We start from the raw sequence: 17629 nt of genomic DNA on the forward strand, positions 1-17629 counted from the left end.
CAGTTGTATGCAATGTTCGCATGGGACCTCGGTTCCCACAGCACCACGTTGGAGGGTCACGTGCGCGAAGTCCTGCGCTGGACGCTGGTCCCCGTGATGCGAGCCTGGACGACCGCCCTCGAGCGCAAGTTCCGCGGAATCCCCTTTCCGACCGATGCGCCACAGGCTCATTCTCCGGGCATCGACAGCGACCGTATTCTCATCGTCGGCGGCGGTCCCGCCGTCGGCTGGGGGGTGCTCAGCCATACCCTCGCCCTGCCCGGCGCGTTGGCCAGGGCGCTCACTGCCCGCACCGGCCGCGGTGCCGACGTCGATGTGATCTCTCGGTCGAAGATGACCGCGCGTGCGGCGCCGGACTACATCGACTTCGCCAACCTGTGGCGTTACGACGCCGTGGTGCTCACCCTCGGCATCGGCGACGCCGGCCGGCTGACCTCCGAGCGGGCCTGGCGGCGGGACCTGGGCCGGTTGGTCGAGCAAATCCAGCGCTCGAGTTCCCTCGGCACCGAGGTCTTCCTGGCCGGGATCGTGCCGTTGGCGGATCTTCCCGTTTTCCGCGGCCCGTGCGGGGCGCTGGCCGGTGCACAGGCGCTCGAGCTCAACAGGGTCAGTCGTGAGGTGTGCGCCGGTGTGGACCGGTTCAGTTTCGTCCCGCTGCCGAGCCCGCCGGTTTCCGCCCTCGGCCGGTTCCTCGCTGCCAGTGACTACGAAGTCTGGGCGGATGCCCTGGCCGAGCGGATGGTGGGCTCCCTGGAGCCCGTACCGGGCTCCGACAGGGTGCCGGAGCCCGAGGTGCAGAGCCGCACGCCCGAGGAGATCGAGGACGCGCGGCACCGGGCTCTCATGGCGCTGAACCTGCTCGACACCGAGCCGGAGGAGCGATTCGACCGGATCGTCGCCCTGGCCAGCTCATCGCTCGGTACCAGCGCGGCTGCGTTCACGGTGCTCGACGGCGACCGGCAGTGGCACAAGTCCACGGTGGGGCTGGACGTCGCCGAGATCCCCCGCAGCAGCTCGTTCTGCACGGTCACGGTGCTCGAACCCGCCGCCCTGGTCGTTCCCGACGCGCTGCTGGATGAACGCTTCCGCGACAACCCCCTGGTCGTGGCCGATCCGAAGCTGCGCTTTTATGCGGGGTTTCCGATCGAGTCGCCCTCGGGCGAACGGATCGGCGCCCTGTGCGTGTACGACCAGAGACCGCGCACGGAGGAGGGCGTCGACGTCGTGTTGCTGCGCGAGCTGGCGCTGCTGCTGCAGAACGAACTCTGGCGCGCCGTCGACGGCGGCGACCGTGCCGACTATCCGGCCGACTCCCGTCCGTTGTGAGTTCAGCCGGCCGCGCCGGCCAGTGACCCGGTGACAGGTCCGCCCATGTCGCCGATGAGGCAGGTGACCTCGTGTTCGGCCTGGGCTCTCCAGTCGGTCTCCGACGGGATCAGGTAGGTGTAGCCGAGCTCCGATAGGGCATCGGTCCCCGAGCCGGTATCGGCTGCGGCGGCCGGGTCGAGGCCGAGGAAGGAGCCGAACTGTGCTCCGCAGTCCGCCTCGGCGGCGGCCATGAGCACCTCGTCGCCCGGATAGTCCTCGCCGGAGGGACCGGTCCCCGGCACACCGGCTTCGAAGTAGATCTCCCAGTCGTGGTCGTCGGCGCAGGGCACCAGGCTGACCCCGGAGCGGAGATCCCCAGTGGCCGTATTGACACAGTCGCCGACCGAAAGGGTGAACACATCCGTACCAGGGGCCAGGCTGATGCCGGCGGATGTGGCGGGGATCCCAGCGTCGACGGCTCCGCACCCGGTGAGCGCGATCAGCGCGACCAGGATGCCGGTGGGCACGCCCCGGCGGCGACGCACGCTGGTCTTCAGACGCATCCGGGTGCCGGATCTGGCTCTGGCTGCGGGCCGGTTCAGCGAACCGGCCGGGCGATCGCGTCGAGCGCGAGCTGGTGCAGCCGGCCGTTGGTGGCCAGGGCGCTGCCGTGCCAGGGGCCGTTCTCGCCGTCGGCGGAGCTGAACCGGCCGCCGGCCTCCTGCACGATGGGCACCAGTGCGGCCATGTCGTAGGGCTGCAGGTCGAATTCACCGGCGATGTCGAGGTGTCCCTCGGCGAGCAGCATGTAGGACCACATATCGCCGTAGGCCCGGGTGCGCCAGACCTGGCGGGTGAGCGAAACGAGCTCGTCGAGCCGGCCGGCGGCATCCCACTGCTGGATGCTGCCGTAGCTGAGCGACGCGTCGGCGAGGGTTTCGACGCCGGAAACCCGCAGGCGCGTGGGCGCGGCATCGGGAAAGCGCGAGTCGGCCGACCAGGCGCCGCCGCCGGTCGCGGCCCACCAGCGTTTGCCCAGGGCGGGGGAGCTGACCACGCCGAGAACGGGCACGCCGTCGATGGCGAGGGAGATCAGAGTGCCCCAGATGCTGATGCCGCGCAGGAACCCGGCGGTACCGTCGATGGGGTCGATGATCCACTGCCGGGCCGTGGACCCCGCCGTGCCGAATTCCTCGCCGAGAATGCCGTCGGTGGGGCGTCGCTGGGCCAGGAGCGTGCGGATGGCGCGTTCGACGGCCTGGTCGGCATCCGTCACCGGGGTGCGGTCGGGTTTGGTGGTGACGACCAGGTCGAGGGCCTCGAACCGGGCCATTGAGATCGCGTCGGCGGCGTCAGCCAGCTCGAGGGCGAGCGAAAGGTCATCGGCGAGGGTGGGCAGCGGGGTCTCGGTCACGCTGTCCAGAATAGTGACCGGCGCGCGACACGCCGGGACGCGACCCTCGATTGGCGCCGAGCGCGAATCTGGTGGTAATGTCTCATGTCGGCGGGGAAGCCCCCGCCGCGAAAAATATGCACAAAATACGCACCTCTAGCTCAATTGGCAGAGCAGCTGACTCTTAATCAGCGGGTTCCCGGTTCAAGTCCGGGGGGGTGCACCATAACATCATCTCTGTCGAGATCTGATCTCCTCCACGATTCCGTCGAGGCGATCACGACCCGCGTCTTAGTTCCCGAGCACGACGGGAATGAGATGGATGACCTCGTACGCCTCGTAGATCGAACCGACCGCGTGGAGCGCCAGCACGGGAAGTGCCAGCCATCCGAGCTGCTGAAGGCCGTGGAGGTATCCACTGCGGCGGTTCAGTTTTCCCACGGCTGCGGGCCGAAGCCACGCGCGTCCGAGGAGGAAGACTCCGAAGAGGAGCACGACATAGGCCTGCATCTCGATCAGGAGCGTAATGCTGTGCGGCAGAAGTATCAGTGCCGCTGCGTCGTTCACGGGCGCCAGCAGGAAGCCCGTATCGACGAGGCTCATTGCGAAGAGAATCAGGCCCGCGAACGGGATGATCAGAGATGGCAACAGGATCACGAGAAGGGACGCGACCACGACGTTGTTCAGGAATATCCTTCCTGCCAGGAGCCAGACGCTGTCGAGTAGTGGTGCGATATCGGCGAGTGATCCTGCCTCGGCGACTGCTTTCGTTCGAGACGCATTTATCTCTGGAAAGATCGTGGCCACGGCCATGCCGATCAGTATCAGCCCGTAGACGAAGGCGTTGACCGCGAGATAGGCCCGGAGATTGGCGCGGATGATGTGGAGTGGACGGGTGATGATTCGCACAGGTTTGGCTTCCGTTTCTGTTGCACGATGGCGGCCGTCTGGCCGCTGTAGATAACAGTCCACGCTGTGTTGTATGGACAGACTCAAGCCAAGGCGGGAGGAGCTTCTCCCAGAAGCGCAAAACTGCTGCCCGATCGTCAGCGCTGAGCTCAGATGATCGACGTGTGTGAGCCGCGCGCGTGCCAATAAACTGGGAGCACGCTGTGTGTGACGCGAGCGAGGAACAGGGCGGCTCACCGACACGTTGTGTCGAGGGAACGTCCACGATCACGGCGTCCACGATCAAGGAGAGACACTATGAGCGGAACCACTGAGACGGCGACACTGGCAGGCGGCTGCTTCTGGGGCGTCGAGGAACTCGTGCGCAAGCGCGAGGGCGTTATCTCGACCCGGGTGGGCTATACCGGCGGCGACACCCCGAACGCGACCTACCGCAACCACGGCGACCACGCCGAGGCCATCGAGATCACCTTCGACCCCGAGCGCACGAACTTTCGGGAGCTGCTGGAGTTCTTCTTCCAGATCCACGACCCGTCCACCGTGGACCGCCAGGGCAACGACCGCGGTCGCAGCTACCGTTCGGCGATCTTCTACGCGGATGCCGAGCAGGAGCGCGTCGCGCGCGACACCATCGCGGATGTCGACGCATCCGGCATCTGGCCCGGCCCGGTGGTGACCGAGGTCGAGCCCCTCGGTGATTTCTGGCTGGCCGAGCCCGAGCACCAGGACTACCTGCAGAACTACCCGAACGGCTACACCTGCCACTTCGTGCGGCCGGGCTGGGTGCTGCCGCGGCGCGAACAGGTCGCCAACTAGCCACACGGTAATGCACATCCCGGCCCGGTCGCTTTCGAAACGACCGGGCCGGTTTAGTGTGGGCCGATGAGCCAAGCGCAACCGAAGCGGGATTCGCCACCGGTCCCGGCCCTACTCACCCTGCCCTTCACGGGCCGGTGGATCGCCAGGAACAGCCCGGCACGACGAATCCCGAGTCACGGGACCGACCTGCTGGGCGAGCGCTACGCCATCGACTTCATCGGCGTCGACGAACGAGGCCGCACCGCCGCCACCCGCAGCTGGGGCACGTTTTTCGGCACCGAACCGCCGGAGCGGTTCGTCGGCTTCGGCCGGCCGATCCTGGCGCCGTCGGGCGGCACCGTGGTCCACGCACACGACGGTGAGCCCGACCATGTGGCCCGGCGCTCCCAGCTGAGCCTGGTTCCCTACGCTTTGGGCCAGGCGGCGCGACTGCGGCAGGGAGTGGGCGCGATTGCGGGCAATCACGTCGTCATCCAGTTGGCCGACGGTGCCGGCTTTGCCGCCCTCGTGCACCTGCGGAACGGGTCCGTGCGGGTTCGTGTGGGCGAGGTCGTACACACGGGTGATCTGCTGGCACAGTGCGGCAACTCCGGGAACTCTACCCAACCGCATGTGCACCTGCAGGTGATGGACAACCTGGACCTCTCCAGGGCAGCCGGCCTGCCGGTGCGATTCCGGAGCTACCGGGTGTGGCCGCCCGGCGGGCGCGGTGCCGAGCTGCACGAGAGCGGAATTCCCGGCGAGGGCGCCGTCGTCGAGCCGTTTCGCCCTATGGTGTAGCCCAAGTCACGAGGAAGGGGAACTGCCATGTCATTGAGACCCGGCTTGGTCACGGTTGTCGCGGTGATCGTCTACCTCAACGCACTCTTCACCATCCTCGGCGGCGTCATCCTGCTCATCGGCGCCAACTCGACCGAGGTGGACAGCGCCGTGGGCGGGGCCGAGCTGGCGGTCGGAACCGGCGTGATCGCCATGCTGCTCGGACTGCTCACACTGCTCGTGGCCCGCGGCCTGTTCAGCGGCTCGAATCTGTCCAGGGGCATCATCGCCGGCATCCAGCTCTTCGCCGCGATCAACGGGGTACTCAGCATCGTGCACGGGCAGGTCGCGGTCGGGGTGGTGAACATGCTGGTCGCCGTCATCGTCATAGGCATCCTCTACTCGGGCCGGGCGAACGCCTTCTTCAGGCACTGAAGCGGCGGCGGCGATTCGGCTGCCGACCGCCCGGGCCATTGACAGCCCCGCCGGCTGGGGCAATCGTGGGTACATTCAGCGTCGTCCAGCGAAGGGCTGACTGTCATGACCGAGGATTCGAGCCAGGCCGAGCATGTCGCCGGCACCGAGCACGCAAGCGTGGCCGACCGTGCCGCGGGCGGCAAGGCCGCCAGGGCCCAGACCCCGCTGAACAGTCATCGCGGCTGGTCGCCGGCCGAGGACCGGCCGGACCCCGTTGCCCTGCTTGAGGAGCAGAACCTCACCCGCGTGCCCGACCTGGTGCCGGTGCGGCACGGGCGCATGATGGCCTCGCCGTTCACCTTCTACCGGGGCGGGGCGAAGATCATGGCGACCGACCTGAAGGACACCCCACGGGCCGGCCTCATCGTGCAGCTCTGCGGCGACGCCCACCTGTCCAACTTCGGCGTCTTCGCGTCTCCCGAACGCAACCTGCTCTTCGACCTCAATGACTTCGACGAGACCCTGCCCGGCCCGTTCGAGTACGACGTGCTGCGGATGACGGCGAGCTTCACGATCGCCGCCCGCAACAACGGCTTCTCCTCGTCGGACATCCGGGAGGTGACCCTGGAGGCGGTGCGCTCCTACCGGGAAGCGATGATCCAGTTCTCCGGCATGCGCACCCTGGACATCTGGTATGCCCGGATGTCCGAGCAGGAGCTGTTGGCCGCGATGGACATGGCCAGGGCCAACCAGAAGGGCAAGGCGGCCAGGAAGGCCTCGAAGGCTCTCGAGAAGAACGCCCTGAAGAACGCCGCGAAAGCGCGCTCGCGGGACAGCATGCAGGCGCTTGCCAAGCTGGCCGAATTCGTCGATGGACACTACCGGATCATCAGTCAACCGCCGATCGTGATTCCGGTCCGTGAGCTCGCCGAGACCTTCGGGCTGACCGCGGAGGAGACCGAGGCCGCCGTCAGGGACCAGCTGAAGGCCTATCGCCAGACCCTGCAGGACGACCGGCGGCGGCTGCTTGAGCGCTTCGACGTCGTCGACGTGGCCCACAAGGTGGTGGGCGTTGGCAGCGTCGGCAACCGAGCGTTCATCGTCCTGCTGCAGGGGCGGGACGAGCAGGACCCGTTGTTCCTGCAGGTGAAGGAGGCGACAGCATCCGTTCTCGAAGACCACCTGCCGAAGAGCATCTTCGAGCAGCCCGGTGAACGGGTCGTGCAGGGGCAACGGATGATGCAGGCCGCCAGCGACATCTTCCTGGGCTGGACCAGGGGGATGCAGGCCGACCGGTACCTGTATTGGCGGCAGCTGCGCGACATGAAGGGGTCAGTGGTCGTGGAGGCGATGGTGCCGATGGGGATGACCTTCTACGCGCACGCCTGCGGCTGGACCCTGGCCAGGGCGCACGCGCGCTCCGGCGACCCGATCGCGATCGCGGCCTACCTCGGCGGCAGCGACAAATTCGACCGCGCCGTCACCGACTTCGCACACCGGTATGCCGATCAGAACGACGCGGACTACCAGGCCTTCCTCGACGCCGTGCGCACCGGCCGTCTGGTCGCCCGCGGCGGCGTCTGACCTGCTCCCGGGCCACAACTGTTGCCCGTTCGGACACATGATCTCGGTGCGCTGGGCGCAAGTGTCCGGGACGGGAACCGTAGCGGCCGTACGATGGCAGGACACCCCGCACCAGCGGCGGCGACCGGCGGCAGCACCGAGGGCGAGGAGGCGACGTGGCGAAAGCACCCACGGTCTACGACGTCGCCGAGCGCTCCGGCGTCTCGATCGCCACGGTCTCCAGGGTGCTGCGCTCGCCGGCTGCGGTGCGCGAGCACACCAGGGAACGCGTGCTCGCCGCCGTCACCGAGCTCGGCTACGTGCCCAGCGCCGCGGCCAGGGGGCTCGCCGCCCGGCGCACCAATGTGATCGGCCTGTTCTTCCCCGGCCACGACGAAACAGTGCCGGACCAGCCCGTCGACTCGGCGCGCGGCGACACCGTGCCCATCGTCGACGACGACTCCGACACCTCCTCCGACACCGAGAACCTGTACTTCGACGAGGTGCTCCGCGGGGCCGAGATCGAAGCCTGGCGCCGCGGCTTCGCCCTGATGGTGGCCGCCGGACGCGGCTCGAGCCGGGAAGCTCTGGTCACCGACATCGCCGGCCGGGTGGACGGCCTCGCCGTTCTGGCCCGCACCGTACCCGACGAGCTGCTGGCCTATGTAGCCCGACGGATCCCCGTGGTCATCCTGGCCGGCGCCCAGCGCGAGGACGCTTTCGACCATGTCAGCGCGAGCAACGGACCGGGCATGCGCACACTGGCCAACTACGTGCTGCAGGGCCACGGTGTGCGCGACGTCGTCTACATCGCCGGACCGACCGATTCCCCCGACGACGCCGAGCGGCTCGCCGGGTTCCGTGACGCGCTCGCCGACTCCGGTCTGGCCGAACACAGTGTGCGGATCCTGCGCAGCGACTTCACCCGCGATGGTGGCAGGGCCACGGCCGCGCGCATCCTGGCCGCGGACCGGCCACGTGCCATCCTCTGCTCCAACGACGAAACCGCCCTGGGCGTTCTCGACGTGCTCGAGCAGCGCGGCATCCGGGTGCCGGAGGATGTCCTGGTCACCGGCTTCGACGGCATCACGGCCGGCCGGCACTCCCGACCGCGGCTCACCACGGTGCACCAGCCGATGGTGGAGTTGGGCCGCGCCGCCGTGCACGCCATCACCGCGCGCCTGGACGATCCAACGCTCGACCCGCAGGCGTTCACCCTGCCTGTGGAGGTTGTGCTGCGAGAGAGCTGCCCCCGCGTCTGACCGGGTACCGGCGACTCCGCGGGGAAACCTGTGCTTGCATTCCGCCAATGTATGCGCATACACTCGAAGTCAGATCACGCGCCACCCCAGCCCGTCCCCGGCGCGATCAGCTCAACGATGACTGAGGAAACCCGGTAGTAATGATGCAACCCACTCGATCTCGGCCCCGATCAGGGCCTCTCCGTCCACAGGCGCGACGCTCGCTCGCCCGCCGCACGCTCGCCGGTGTGGCCCTGGCCGTCGCCGCCTCCACTCTCGCTGCCTGCAGCATCCAGATTCAGAGCGCGCCGGACCCGTCCATCCCCGACGACACCATGCTCGTCGCTGCCGACAACGGTTCTCCGCTGTTCGAGAAGAACTTCAACCCGTTCATGATCAACAAGCGGGTCGCGGCGTTCTACATGTACGAGCCGCTGATCGTGCTCGACAACCTCAACGCCGAAGAACACCCGTGGCTCTCCACCGGGTACACCCAGCCGGACCCCTCCACCATCGTCTTCGCAATCCGCGACGGCGTCACCTGGTCCGACGGCGAGGACTTCACCGCGGCAGACGTCGGCTTCACCTTCCAGCTGCTCAAGGACAACCCGTCGCTGGACCTGCAGGGCATCTGGAGCTACATCGACACCTTCGAGGTCGGCACCGACACCGTCACCGTGCACCTCACCGCGCCGGACGTGCCCGCCGCTCAGCTGATCGCCTCCACCACCCTGATCGTGCCTGAGCACATCTGGGCCGACGTCGAGGATCCCACCACCTGGCGGAACCCCGAGCCCGTCGGCACCGGCCCGTACACGCTGGGCAACTTCGCCCCGCAGCAGTACACCGTCGACAAGAACCAGGACTACTGGCAGGCCGACACCGTCGCCGCCGAGCACCTGATCCTGCCGGCCACCAACACCCAGCTCGACGTGGCCACCAAGGGCTACGACTGGGCCTACTCGTTCATCAGCGACGTCGACGGCGCCTGGGTGGATGCCGGCAACCAGAACACCTACTGGTTCCCGCCGGGCGGCACCATCGCCCTGTTCCCCAACCTCACCAAGGCACCGTTCAACGACGTCAACGTGCGCCAGGGGCTCTCCACGGCGCTGGACCGCGGCATGGTCGGCGACGCCGCCGCCGAGGGCTACATGGACCCGGCCGGCCAGACCAACATCCTGCTGCCCAACCAGGCGGATGTGCTCAACCCCGAGATCCCGGATTCCGGCCTGATCACGCAGGACACCGCGAAGGCGCTGGAGTACTTCGCCGCGGCGGGCTACACGCAGCAGGGCGGCAAGCTGGTGGACGCCTCCGGCACCCAGCTCAGCCTCACCATCACCACTGCTGCCGGCTACAACGACTGGCTCAAGGGTGTGCAGGAGGTGCAGAAGCAGTGGGGCGCGATCGGCGTCGACGTCAAGGTCGAGTCCCCGCAGCCGGCCGCGTACACCCTGGCGCTCCGCAACGGGGAGTATGACTTCGCCATGGGCGCCACCGGCGGCACCGGCAACACCTTCCGCGACTTCAACAATCTGCTCTCCAGCGAGTGGGTCAAGCCTGTGGGCGAGGAGGCCAGCAACAACTTCGAACGGTTCAGTGACCCGGCCGTCGACGAGATCCTCGCCGACTACAAGGTCGCCCTCGACCCCGAGGAACAGGCCGACCTGGCCAACCAGCTGCAGCAGGTCGTGTACGACCAGATCCCGTCCATCAGCCTGTACTACGGCGGCTCCTGGGGACTGTTCAGCAACGCGAAGTTCACGGGCTGGCCGAGCGCCGACGACCCGTATGCCTCACCCAAGACCTACGAGTCCACCCCGCTTCTCGTGCTCACCAATCTGAAGAAGGTCAATGATGACTAGCACCACGGCGGCGCCCCGCGGCGTCGACGGTCTCGCTCCCACGAGGCCGGGCCCCACGGATGCGGCGCACGCGCCGAGCCCGATCGTCACGTCCCTGGGCTTCGTCGCCCGCAAGCTCGGCCTGTTCGCCCTCACCCTGTGGGCGGCCGTCACGGTCAACTTCCTGCTGCCGCGGCTGATGCCCGGCACCCCGGCGGACGCCGCGCTGGCCAAGCTCGCGCAGAACGGCCCCGTCACCGAGGCCACCAAGGCCGCCATCGAGGCCCAGCTCGGTGTGCCCACCGGCAACATCGTGGAGCAGTATTTCGCCTACCTGCACCAGGTGGTCACGCTGGACTTCGGCATCTCGTACACCTTCTACCCGCAGAGCGTGGGCGAGCTGGTCTCGGCCGCGCTGCCGTACACGCTCGTGCTGGTGGGCCTGGTCACCGTGGTCGCCTTCATCCTAGGCACCCTGCTCGGCGTGCTCGCGGCCTGGAAGCGCGGCACCTGGCTCGACAGCGTGCCCACCCTGGTGGGCTCATTCATGAGCGCCTTCCCGTACTTCTGGACCGCGCTGCTGCTGCTCTTCTTCGCCGGTTACGTGCTGCGACTCTTCCCCACCTCCGGTGCCTACGGGCCGACGGCGCAGCCGAACCTGTCGTTCGAGTTCTTCGGCGACGCGCTCTACCACGGTGTGCTGCCGGCGTTGACGATCCTGATCACCTCGCTCGGCGGCTGGATCCTGGGCATGCGCAACACCATGATCTCCACCCTCGGCGACGACTACGTGACGTTCGCGGAGGCGAACGGGCTCAAGCCCCGCACCATCGCCCTGCGCTACGCCGCCCGCAACGCCATCCTGCCCAACCTCACCTCGTTCGGCCTGGCGCTGGGCGGCGTGGTGGGCGGCTCGATCCTGGTGGAGCAGGTCTTCGGCTACCCGGGCATCGGCTACCTGCTCTTCAACGCCGTCACCAACCAGGACTACCCGTTGATGCAGGCACTCTTCCTGATGATCACCGTGAGCGTGCTCATCGCCAACTTCCTCGTCGACATTTTGTACGGCGTGCTGGACCCGAGGACCCGACGATGACCACCTCACTGCCTCCCACCACCGCCGCCATCCGCGCGCCCCTCTCCACGATCGACGCGGCCCCCTCGCCCTGGAAGGTCGTCGTCCGCGTCGCCTCGACGGTCTGGAGCAACGGCAAGGCCCGTATCGGCCTGGTCATGCTCGCCGTGTTCATCCTGCTGGCGATCTTCGCTCCGCTGATCGCCCCGTACGGAGCCAGGGAGACCGGCTTCGAACGGAGCGCAGACGGTAGCGCTGCCCACTGGCTGGGCACCACCGCCGCCGGTGAAGACGTGCTCAGCCAACTGCTCTACGGCGCACAGATCAGCATCTTCGTCGGACTCGTGGCGGGCCTGCTCTCCACGATCATCGCCGTGCTGATCGGGCTCAGCTGGGGTTACGTGCGCGGGTTCGGCGCCGACGTGATCAACTTCGTCGTCAACCTGTTCCTCGTCATCCCCGGCCTGCCGCTCATGATCGTGATCGCCGCGTACCTCTCCGGCGGCGGCATCGGCATGATCATCGTGGTCGTCGTGATCACCGGCTGGGCCTGGGGTGCCCGGGTGCTGCGCAGCCAGACCCAGTCGCTGCGCTCCCGCGACTTCGTCACGGCCGCCGTATTCAGCGGTGAACGGCCCTTCCGCATCGTGTTCCGCGAGATCCTGCCCAACATGACCTCGCTCATCGTGGGCAACTTCTTCGGCGCCGCCACCGCGGCGATCCTCGCCGAAGCCGGCCTGGAGTTCCTCGGCCTCGGCGACTCCACAGTGGTGAGCTGGGGAACGATGCTCTTCTGGGCGCAGAACTCCAACGCCCTGCTCACCGGGCAGTGGGCGCTCCTGTTCGCCCCCGGCCTCTGCATCGCGCTGCTGGCCACCTCCCTCACCCTGATCAACTTCGGCGTCGACGGCATCAGCAATCCCCGCCTCCGGGAAGGAACCAAGAAATGACCCCGACACCGTTCAGCCAGACCCCGCCCGCCGCCAACACCACCCTGCTCGAGGTGCATGACCTCTCGGTGCACTACGGCTACGGCGCCGGGGCCACCAAGGCCGTGCAGAACGTCTCCTTCCGGCTGGCCCACGGCGAGTTCGTCGGCCTGGTGGGGGAGTCGGGTTCGGGTAAGTCCACCCTCGGCTTCGCACTCACGGGCCTGTCCAAGCCGCCGGCACACATCGAGAAGGGCCGCATCCTCTTCGGCGGCAAGGACATCGCCAGCCTCGACGCCGAGCAGCTGCGCGAGCAGCGCCACGGCGGCATCGCCATGGTGCTGCAGTCCGGCATGAACGCGCTCAACCCGGTGCGCAGCATCCGCAACCACTTCGTCGACATCTTCCGCGCCCACGGACACGTCGAGAGAAGCCGCTGGACGGCTCGGGCCACCGAGCTGATCGGCAAGGTCGAACTGACCCCGCAGGTACTCGACAGGTTCCCCGGCGAGCTCTCCGGCGGCATGCGGCAGCGGGTCTCCATCGCCCTGGCGCTCTCGCTCGAACCCGAGCTGATGGTCTTCGACGAGCCCACCACGGCGCTCGACGTACTCGTGCAGCACGCCGTGATGAACACCATCATCGAACTGCAGAAGAGCGAGAACTTCACCGCCATCCTGATCAGCCACGACCTCGGCATCGTGCTCGAATCCGCCCAGCGGGTGATGGTCATGCACGAGGGCCGCATCGTCGAGGATGCGCCGGCCCGGCAGATCCTTCAGAACCCGCAGGCCCCGTACACCCGGATGCTGCTCTCGCACTACGCCGACCCGCGCGCCGAGGTCGTGGAGCTGCCCGGTTTCGCCGACCGGCAGCAGCGGAAGGCGGAGGGGGCTTCGCGGACCGAGGCGGCCACCCACACACCCACGGTCTCGCCGCGCACCCGGCGTACCGACCAGCACGCCATGGTCGTCGAGAACGTCTCGAAGATCTACCCGGCCCCGCGCCGAGGCGAAGCTCCGGTGCGCGCCGTGGACAACGTCTCGTTCACCCTCGAACCCGGCGCCGCACTGGCCCTGGTCGGCGCCTCCGGCTCGGGCAAGTCCACCATCGCGAAGCTCATCACGGCGGTCGAGAAGCCCACCAGCGGCAGCATCCGCTTCGGCGACCTCGACGTCGGAAAGCTGAACCGGCGGCACTTCCGCCGACTGCACCGCGACGTGCAGATGGTCTTCCAGGACCCGTACTCTGCGCTCAACCCGCTGCACACCGTGGAATACGCGCTCACCCGCCCGGTGATCAACTTCACGGGACTGACCGGCACCGACGCGCGCCGCCGGGTGCTCGAACTGCTCGACATCGTGGGCCTCAGCCCCGTGGAGGAGTTCGCGGCCAAGCTGCCGCACCAGCTCTCCGGCGGGCAGCGCCAGCGGGTCGTGATCGCCCGCGCGCTGGCCAGCGACCCGCAGGTCATCATCGCCGACGAACCGGTGTCGATGCTCGACGTGTCGCTGCGCGCCGGTGTGCTGGCCCTGCTCGAAGACCTGCGCGAACAGTGGGGGGTGAGCCTGCTCTACATCACCCACGACCTGCTCTCGGCCCGGGTGGTCACCGACAACATCATGGTGCTCAACGGGGGAGCGGTGGTGGAGCGCGGCGTCACCGCCGACGTGCTGCAGAACCCGCAGGACGACTACACGATCCGGCTCCTGGACGCGATCCCGAACCCCCGCAAGGTCGTCGCGTGACGGCCGCGTTCGGCGCCCTGGCCCTGGCCCCGGAGCTCGAGCATTTCAGCATCGACACCGCGGTCGGCCCGCTCACGGCGTTCCGGGTGCGGCCGCAGGGCCCCCGCCGTGGCGTGGCCCTGCTGGTGCCCGGCTTCACCGGGTCAAAGGAGGACTTCCGGCTGCTGCTGCCGCTGATCGCGGCGCACGGCTGGGAGGTCGTGAGCTACAGCCAGCGCGGCCAGGCCGACTCTGCCGCGCCCGCGGGCATCGGGAGCTACCGGCTCGACGACTTCGCCGCGGATGCCGTCACGGTCGCCCACGCCATCGGCGAGGGCGACCCGGTGCACCTGGTCGGCCACAGCCTGGGCGGCCTCGTCGCCCGGGCGGCGCTGCTGCGCAGTGTTTCCCAGCAGGATGCGCCGGCGCTGTTCACCGACCTGACCATGCTCTGCTCCGGCCCCGGCGGCCGGGCGGGTGCGCACGAGGGCGATGCCGAGTTGGTGGCCGAACACGGCACCCTGGCCATCTGGGCACTCGACCACCCAGCGGGCAGCCCGCTCACCGCCGACGACGAGTTCGTGCGCGACCGCCTGATCGCCTCCTCGGTCGACAACATCCTCGGCGGAATCCGCATCCTGCAGTCCACCCCGGACTCCACCGCCGCCGTGCGGGCCACCCGGGTGCCCACCCTCGTCGCCCACGGCGACACCGACGACGCCTGGCCCATCCCCGCGCAGAAGCTCATGGCCGAGCAGCTCGGTGCCGAGTACCGGGTGATCCCGCAGGCCGGGCACCTGCCCAACCTCGACAACCCCGGCTTCACGGCCGCGATGCTCGACGAGTTCTGGGCATCCACCCGCTGATTTTTCTCTCTTCACCACCGCACCATCGCTACCCCAAGGAGATCCTTCCATGCTCACTTTCCCCCAAGGCTTCCTGTGGGGCGCCGCCACGGCCGCCCACCAGATCGAGGGCAACAACGTCAATAGCAACTGGTGGCCCAAGGAGCACGCCCAGGGCTCGACCATGGTCGAACCCTCCGGGGACGCCGCCGACAGCTTCCACCGCTACCGCGAAGACATCAAGCTGCTCGCCGACCTGGGCCTTGACTCCTACAGGTTCAGCATCGAGTGGGCCCGCATCGAACCCGAGCGCGGCTTCACCTCCCGTTCGGCCGTGGACCATTACCGCCGCATGGTGGACACCTGCCACGAGTTCGGCATCCAGCCGATCGTGACCCTGATGCACTTCACGGTGCCGCGCTGGTTCGAGAACGACGGTTTCTGGCGCGCGAAGGACGCCGCCGACCTGTTCGCCCGCTACACCGAGCTCGCCCTGCCCGTCGTGGCCGAGGGCGTCAACTATGTCTGCACCATCAACGAGCCCAACATCGCCGCCATGCTGGCCGGCGGAGAAGACGCCGCCAATCTCGTGGCGCACGGCCTGCCCGATCCCGACCTGCAGGTGGCGGATGCGCTGCTTCTCTCGCACCAGCGCTCCCGCGAGGTGCTCTCCCAGGTGAGCGGGCTCAAGACCGGCTGGACCATCGCCACCCAGGCCTTCGTGGCCGTGGACGAGGAGGGCGCCGCGGAGAAGCTCGTGGAGTATGGCCACCCGCGTGAGGACTGGTACCTGGAGAACGTGAAGGGTGACGACTTCGTGGGCGTGCAGGCCTACACCCGCACCTTCATCGGTCCGGAGGGCCCCCGCCCGGTCGCCGAGAACGTGGAGACCACCCTCACCGGCTGGGAATTCTTCCCGCCGGCCGCCGGCATCGGCGTGCGTGCAGCGTGGGAGCTCACCGACCACGTGCCCGTGATGGTCACCGAGAACGGCATCGCCACCGCGGATGACAGCCGCCGCATCGCCTACACCCAGGGTGCCCTCGAGGGCCTGCACGCCTGCATCGAGGACGGCATCGACCTGCTCGGCTACCTGCACTGGTCGGCGCTGGACAACTACGAGTGGGCCTCGGGCTTCAGGCCCACCTTCGGCCTGATCGCCTGGGACAAGCAGACGTTCGCCCGCACCCCCAAGCCCAGCGCCAGCTGGCTCGGCGAGGTCGCCCGCCGCAACGGCCTCGAGCCGTCGGTCGCCCCCGCCGCCTGACCCGTCCACCCGTTGGTCGAGCTCGTCGAGACCTGGCGCGATGGTCTCGACAGCCGGCCACTCGTTGGTCGAGCTTGTCGAGACCGGGTGCGGGGTCTCGACAGGCTCGACCAGCGTGGCTGCGCTAGACGAAGCGCTCCAGCACGGTGCCGTCGCGCACCCGCTCGACGCGTTTGACGTGCTCACGGATGTCGCGCACCCCGCGATACACCGCGAGCTCGGCCACATCAACCACCTTGGTCGAGGCGTGCGCCCGGGTGGGATGCGCGAACTCCTCGATGGATTGGAAGCTGTCCCGGCCGCGCGGCTCGGCGCTGAACCGCTGCGCGAAGCCCGTGTTCACCCTGGTGAGCTCGATATCGTCCTCGTGCGCGGTGACGAGGCTCCGAGTGTCCACCGTGATCACGGTGTGGGCGTCGTCCCGGTACGACCGGGCGGCCAACAGCTCGTTCAGCCGGCTCTTCTGCAGGAAGAAGAACACCCGCTCGTTCAGCATCGTGTACCACTCGCCGGGGGACAGGTCCTCCAAAGCTGCGGCCAGCGACGCCTCGTGAATGGCCTTCTGGTGCCGGATGACGGCGGTGCCGTAGTCCGGATGCTCCAGCTCGATCGACTCGCCACGCCGCTTGGTGAGGATCGCGGCCTGCGGCGCCCCCTGCCGCACACCCCAGCGGGTGACAAGCGCGGCCGTGGAGAGCAGCCCGTGCCGCTCGATCGACGGCCACGCGCCATCCGCTGCCACGTGGTACAGCTCGGGGTAGAGGCGGATCAGGTCCTTGGTGAGCACGGGGAAATCGTACCGCGGCCACGCCCGTCCCCATCAGCCGCTCTCCCGGCGCACACACGGCGGAACGGCTCCAGGGCTAGAGGTCGAAGGCCAGCCGCGCGCCGAGGGCGATCATGACCACGGTGATGATGCCGTCCAGGATGCGCCAGGCCCCGGGGCGTGCGAACACAGGGCGCAACAGGCGCGCGCCGAAGCCCAGGCCGGCGAACCACACCAGGCTCGCGGTCATGGCGCCGCCGGCCCACCACCAGCGCTCGGCGGCGTCCTGCTGGGAGGCCACCGACCCCAACAGCACCACGGTGTCCAGGTACACGTGCGGGTTGAGCCAGGTGAGCGCGAGAACCGTGCCCACGGCGACCCCCAGCCCGGTGCCGCCGGGGGAGCCGGTCACCAGGAGGGCGCCCGGCCGGATGGCGCGGCGGGCCGCCCAGAGCCCGTAACCCACCAGGAACGCCGCCCCGACTATGCGCACCACGACCATGGCCACCGGCGCCGCCGCGACGAGGGCACCCATGCCCAGCACCCCGGCCAGAATCAGCGCTGCGTCGGACAGCGCGCAGATCAGCACCACCGGCAGGATCACCCGGGTGCGTCCCTCGATGCCCAGACGCAGCACGAAAGCGTTCTGGGCGCCGATCGCGATGATCAGGGAGAGCCCCGTTGCCAGGCCCAGCAGGGCGGGCAGGAGTGTTGTCGCGGGGGTCATGAGTCAACGGTAGAGACCCGAGGTCATGCAGTCTAGC

General features: G+C 68.4%; 17 protein-coding genes and 1 tRNA gene. 13 read left to right on the plus strand and 5 right to left on the minus strand.

The window, feature by feature from the left end:
• Positions 1-60 precede the first annotated feature (60 nt).
• On the plus strand, positions 61-1326 hold the full coding sequence (locus tag E3T61_RS13335; protein ID WP_166793232.1) for a GAF domain-containing protein: 1266 nt from the start codon (positions 61-63) through the stop codon (positions 1324-1326).
• Positions 1327-1328: 2 nt separating this feature from the next.
• Here E3T61_RS13335 and E3T61_RS13340 read toward each other — a convergent pair whose 3' ends face one another.
• Together E3T61_RS13340 and E3T61_RS13345 are read right to left on the minus strand one after the other, a co-directional pair.
• Complete coding sequence (locus E3T61_RS13340) at positions 1329-1871, minus strand: hypothetical protein (protein ID WP_134641328.1); 543 nt, start codon at positions 1869-1871, stop codon at positions 1329-1331.
• Positions 1872-1906: 35 nt separating this feature from the next.
• Entirely contained in the window at positions 1907-2722 is an 816-nt protein-coding gene (locus E3T61_RS13345; RefSeq protein ID WP_134641329.1) for an inositol monophosphatase family protein, read from the minus strand.
• Positions 2723-2851: 129 nt separating this feature from the next.
• Here E3T61_RS13345 and E3T61_RS13350 point away from each other — a divergent pair.
• Positions 2852-2927 (plus strand) — tRNA-Lys (locus E3T61_RS13350).
• Positions 2928-2992: 65 nt separating this feature from the next.
• Here the strand turns inward: E3T61_RS13350 and E3T61_RS13355 are convergent.
• A complete protein-coding gene (locus E3T61_RS13355; protein ID WP_134641330.1) occupies positions 2993-3610 on the minus strand; it encodes a stage II sporulation protein M in 618 nt (205 codons plus the stop codon).
• A 297-nt stretch (positions 3611-3907) separates the two neighbouring features.
• Here E3T61_RS13355 and msrA point away from each other — a divergent pair, with 297 nt between their 5' ends.
• The 11 genes from msrA to E3T61_RS13410 all read left to right on the plus strand — a co-directional run bounded on the left by msrA (position 3908) and on the right by E3T61_RS13410 (position 16099).
• Complete coding sequence (gene msrA / locus E3T61_RS13360) at positions 3908-4426, plus strand: peptide-methionine (S)-S-oxide reductase MsrA (RefSeq protein WP_134641331.1); 519 nt, start codon at positions 3908-3910, stop codon at positions 4424-4426.
• Between the two features lie 66 nt (positions 4427-4492).
• Positions 4493-5209, plus strand: coding sequence for a M23 family metallopeptidase (locus tag E3T61_RS13365; protein ID WP_134641332.1), 717 nt, complete (start codon positions 4493-4495; stop codon positions 5207-5209).
• Positions 5210-5236: 27 nt separating this feature from the next.
• Positions 5237-5623, plus strand: a complete 387-nt coding sequence (locus E3T61_RS13370; protein ID WP_134641333.1) for a hypothetical protein — start codon at positions 5237-5239, stop codon at positions 5621-5623.
• 105 nt (positions 5624-5728) lie between these two features.
• Complete coding sequence (locus E3T61_RS13375) at positions 5729-7189, plus strand: DUF2252 domain-containing protein (protein ID WP_134641334.1); 1461 nt, start codon at positions 5729-5731, stop codon at positions 7187-7189.
• A 155-nt stretch (positions 7190-7344) separates the two neighbouring features.
• Positions 7345-8430 (plus strand): LacI family DNA-binding transcriptional regulator, encoded by a 1086-nt coding sequence (locus E3T61_RS13380; RefSeq protein WP_134641335.1) that lies wholly within the window; start codon positions 7345-7347, stop codon positions 8428-8430.
• A gap of 227 nt (positions 8431-8657) precedes the next feature.
• Positions 8658-10277 (plus strand): ABC transporter substrate-binding protein, encoded by a 1620-nt coding sequence (locus tag E3T61_RS13385; RefSeq protein WP_241992562.1) that lies wholly within the window; start codon positions 8658-8660, stop codon positions 10275-10277.
• Positions 10270-11352: an ABC transporter permease gene (locus E3T61_RS13390; RefSeq protein ID WP_420898487.1), complete on the plus strand. Its 1083-nt coding sequence runs from the start codon at positions 10270-10272 to the stop codon at positions 11350-11352. Before E3T61_RS13385 ends, E3T61_RS13390 begins: the two co-directional genes overlap by 8 nt.
• The gene (locus E3T61_RS13395; protein WP_134641336.1) at positions 11349-12281 is read left to right on the plus strand and encodes an ABC transporter permease; all 933 of its coding nucleotides are present in this window, start codon (positions 11349-11351) and stop codon (positions 12279-12281) included. The genes E3T61_RS13390 and E3T61_RS13395 overlap by 4 nt, the downstream gene beginning before the upstream one ends.
• Positions 12278-14008, plus strand: coding sequence for an ABC transporter ATP-binding protein (locus E3T61_RS13400; protein WP_134641337.1), 1731 nt, complete (start codon positions 12278-12280; stop codon positions 14006-14008). Before E3T61_RS13395 ends, E3T61_RS13400 begins: the two co-directional genes overlap by 4 nt.
• Entirely contained in the window at positions 14005-14853 is an 849-nt protein-coding gene (locus E3T61_RS13405) for an alpha/beta fold hydrolase (protein WP_134641338.1), read from the plus strand. The genes E3T61_RS13400 and E3T61_RS13405 overlap by 4 nt, the downstream gene beginning before the upstream one ends.
• 49 nt (positions 14854-14902) lie before the next feature.
• Entirely contained in the window at positions 14903-16099 is a 1197-nt protein-coding gene (locus E3T61_RS13410; protein ID WP_134641339.1) for a glycoside hydrolase family 1 protein, read from the plus strand.
• Between the two features lie 124 nt (positions 16100-16223).
• Here the strand turns inward: E3T61_RS13410 and E3T61_RS13415 are convergent, their stop codons facing one another.
• Both E3T61_RS13415 and E3T61_RS13420 read right to left on the minus strand, forming a co-directional pair.
• Positions 16224-16886, minus strand: a complete 663-nt coding sequence (locus E3T61_RS13415) for a DUF7002 family protein (RefSeq protein ID WP_134641340.1) — start codon at positions 16884-16886, stop codon at positions 16224-16226.
• A 76-nt stretch (positions 16887-16962) separates the two neighbouring features.
• On the minus strand, positions 16963-17592 hold the full coding sequence (locus E3T61_RS13420) for a LysE/ArgO family amino acid transporter (RefSeq protein WP_134641341.1): 630 nt from the start codon (positions 17590-17592) through the stop codon (positions 16963-16965).
• Between the last annotated feature and the right edge of the window lie 37 nt (positions 17593-17629).

Source organism: Cryobacterium lactosi, from assembly GCF_004403945.1.
Classification (GTDB): Bacteria; Actinomycetota; Actinomycetes; order Actinomycetales; family Microbacteriaceae; genus Cryobacterium; species Cryobacterium lactosi.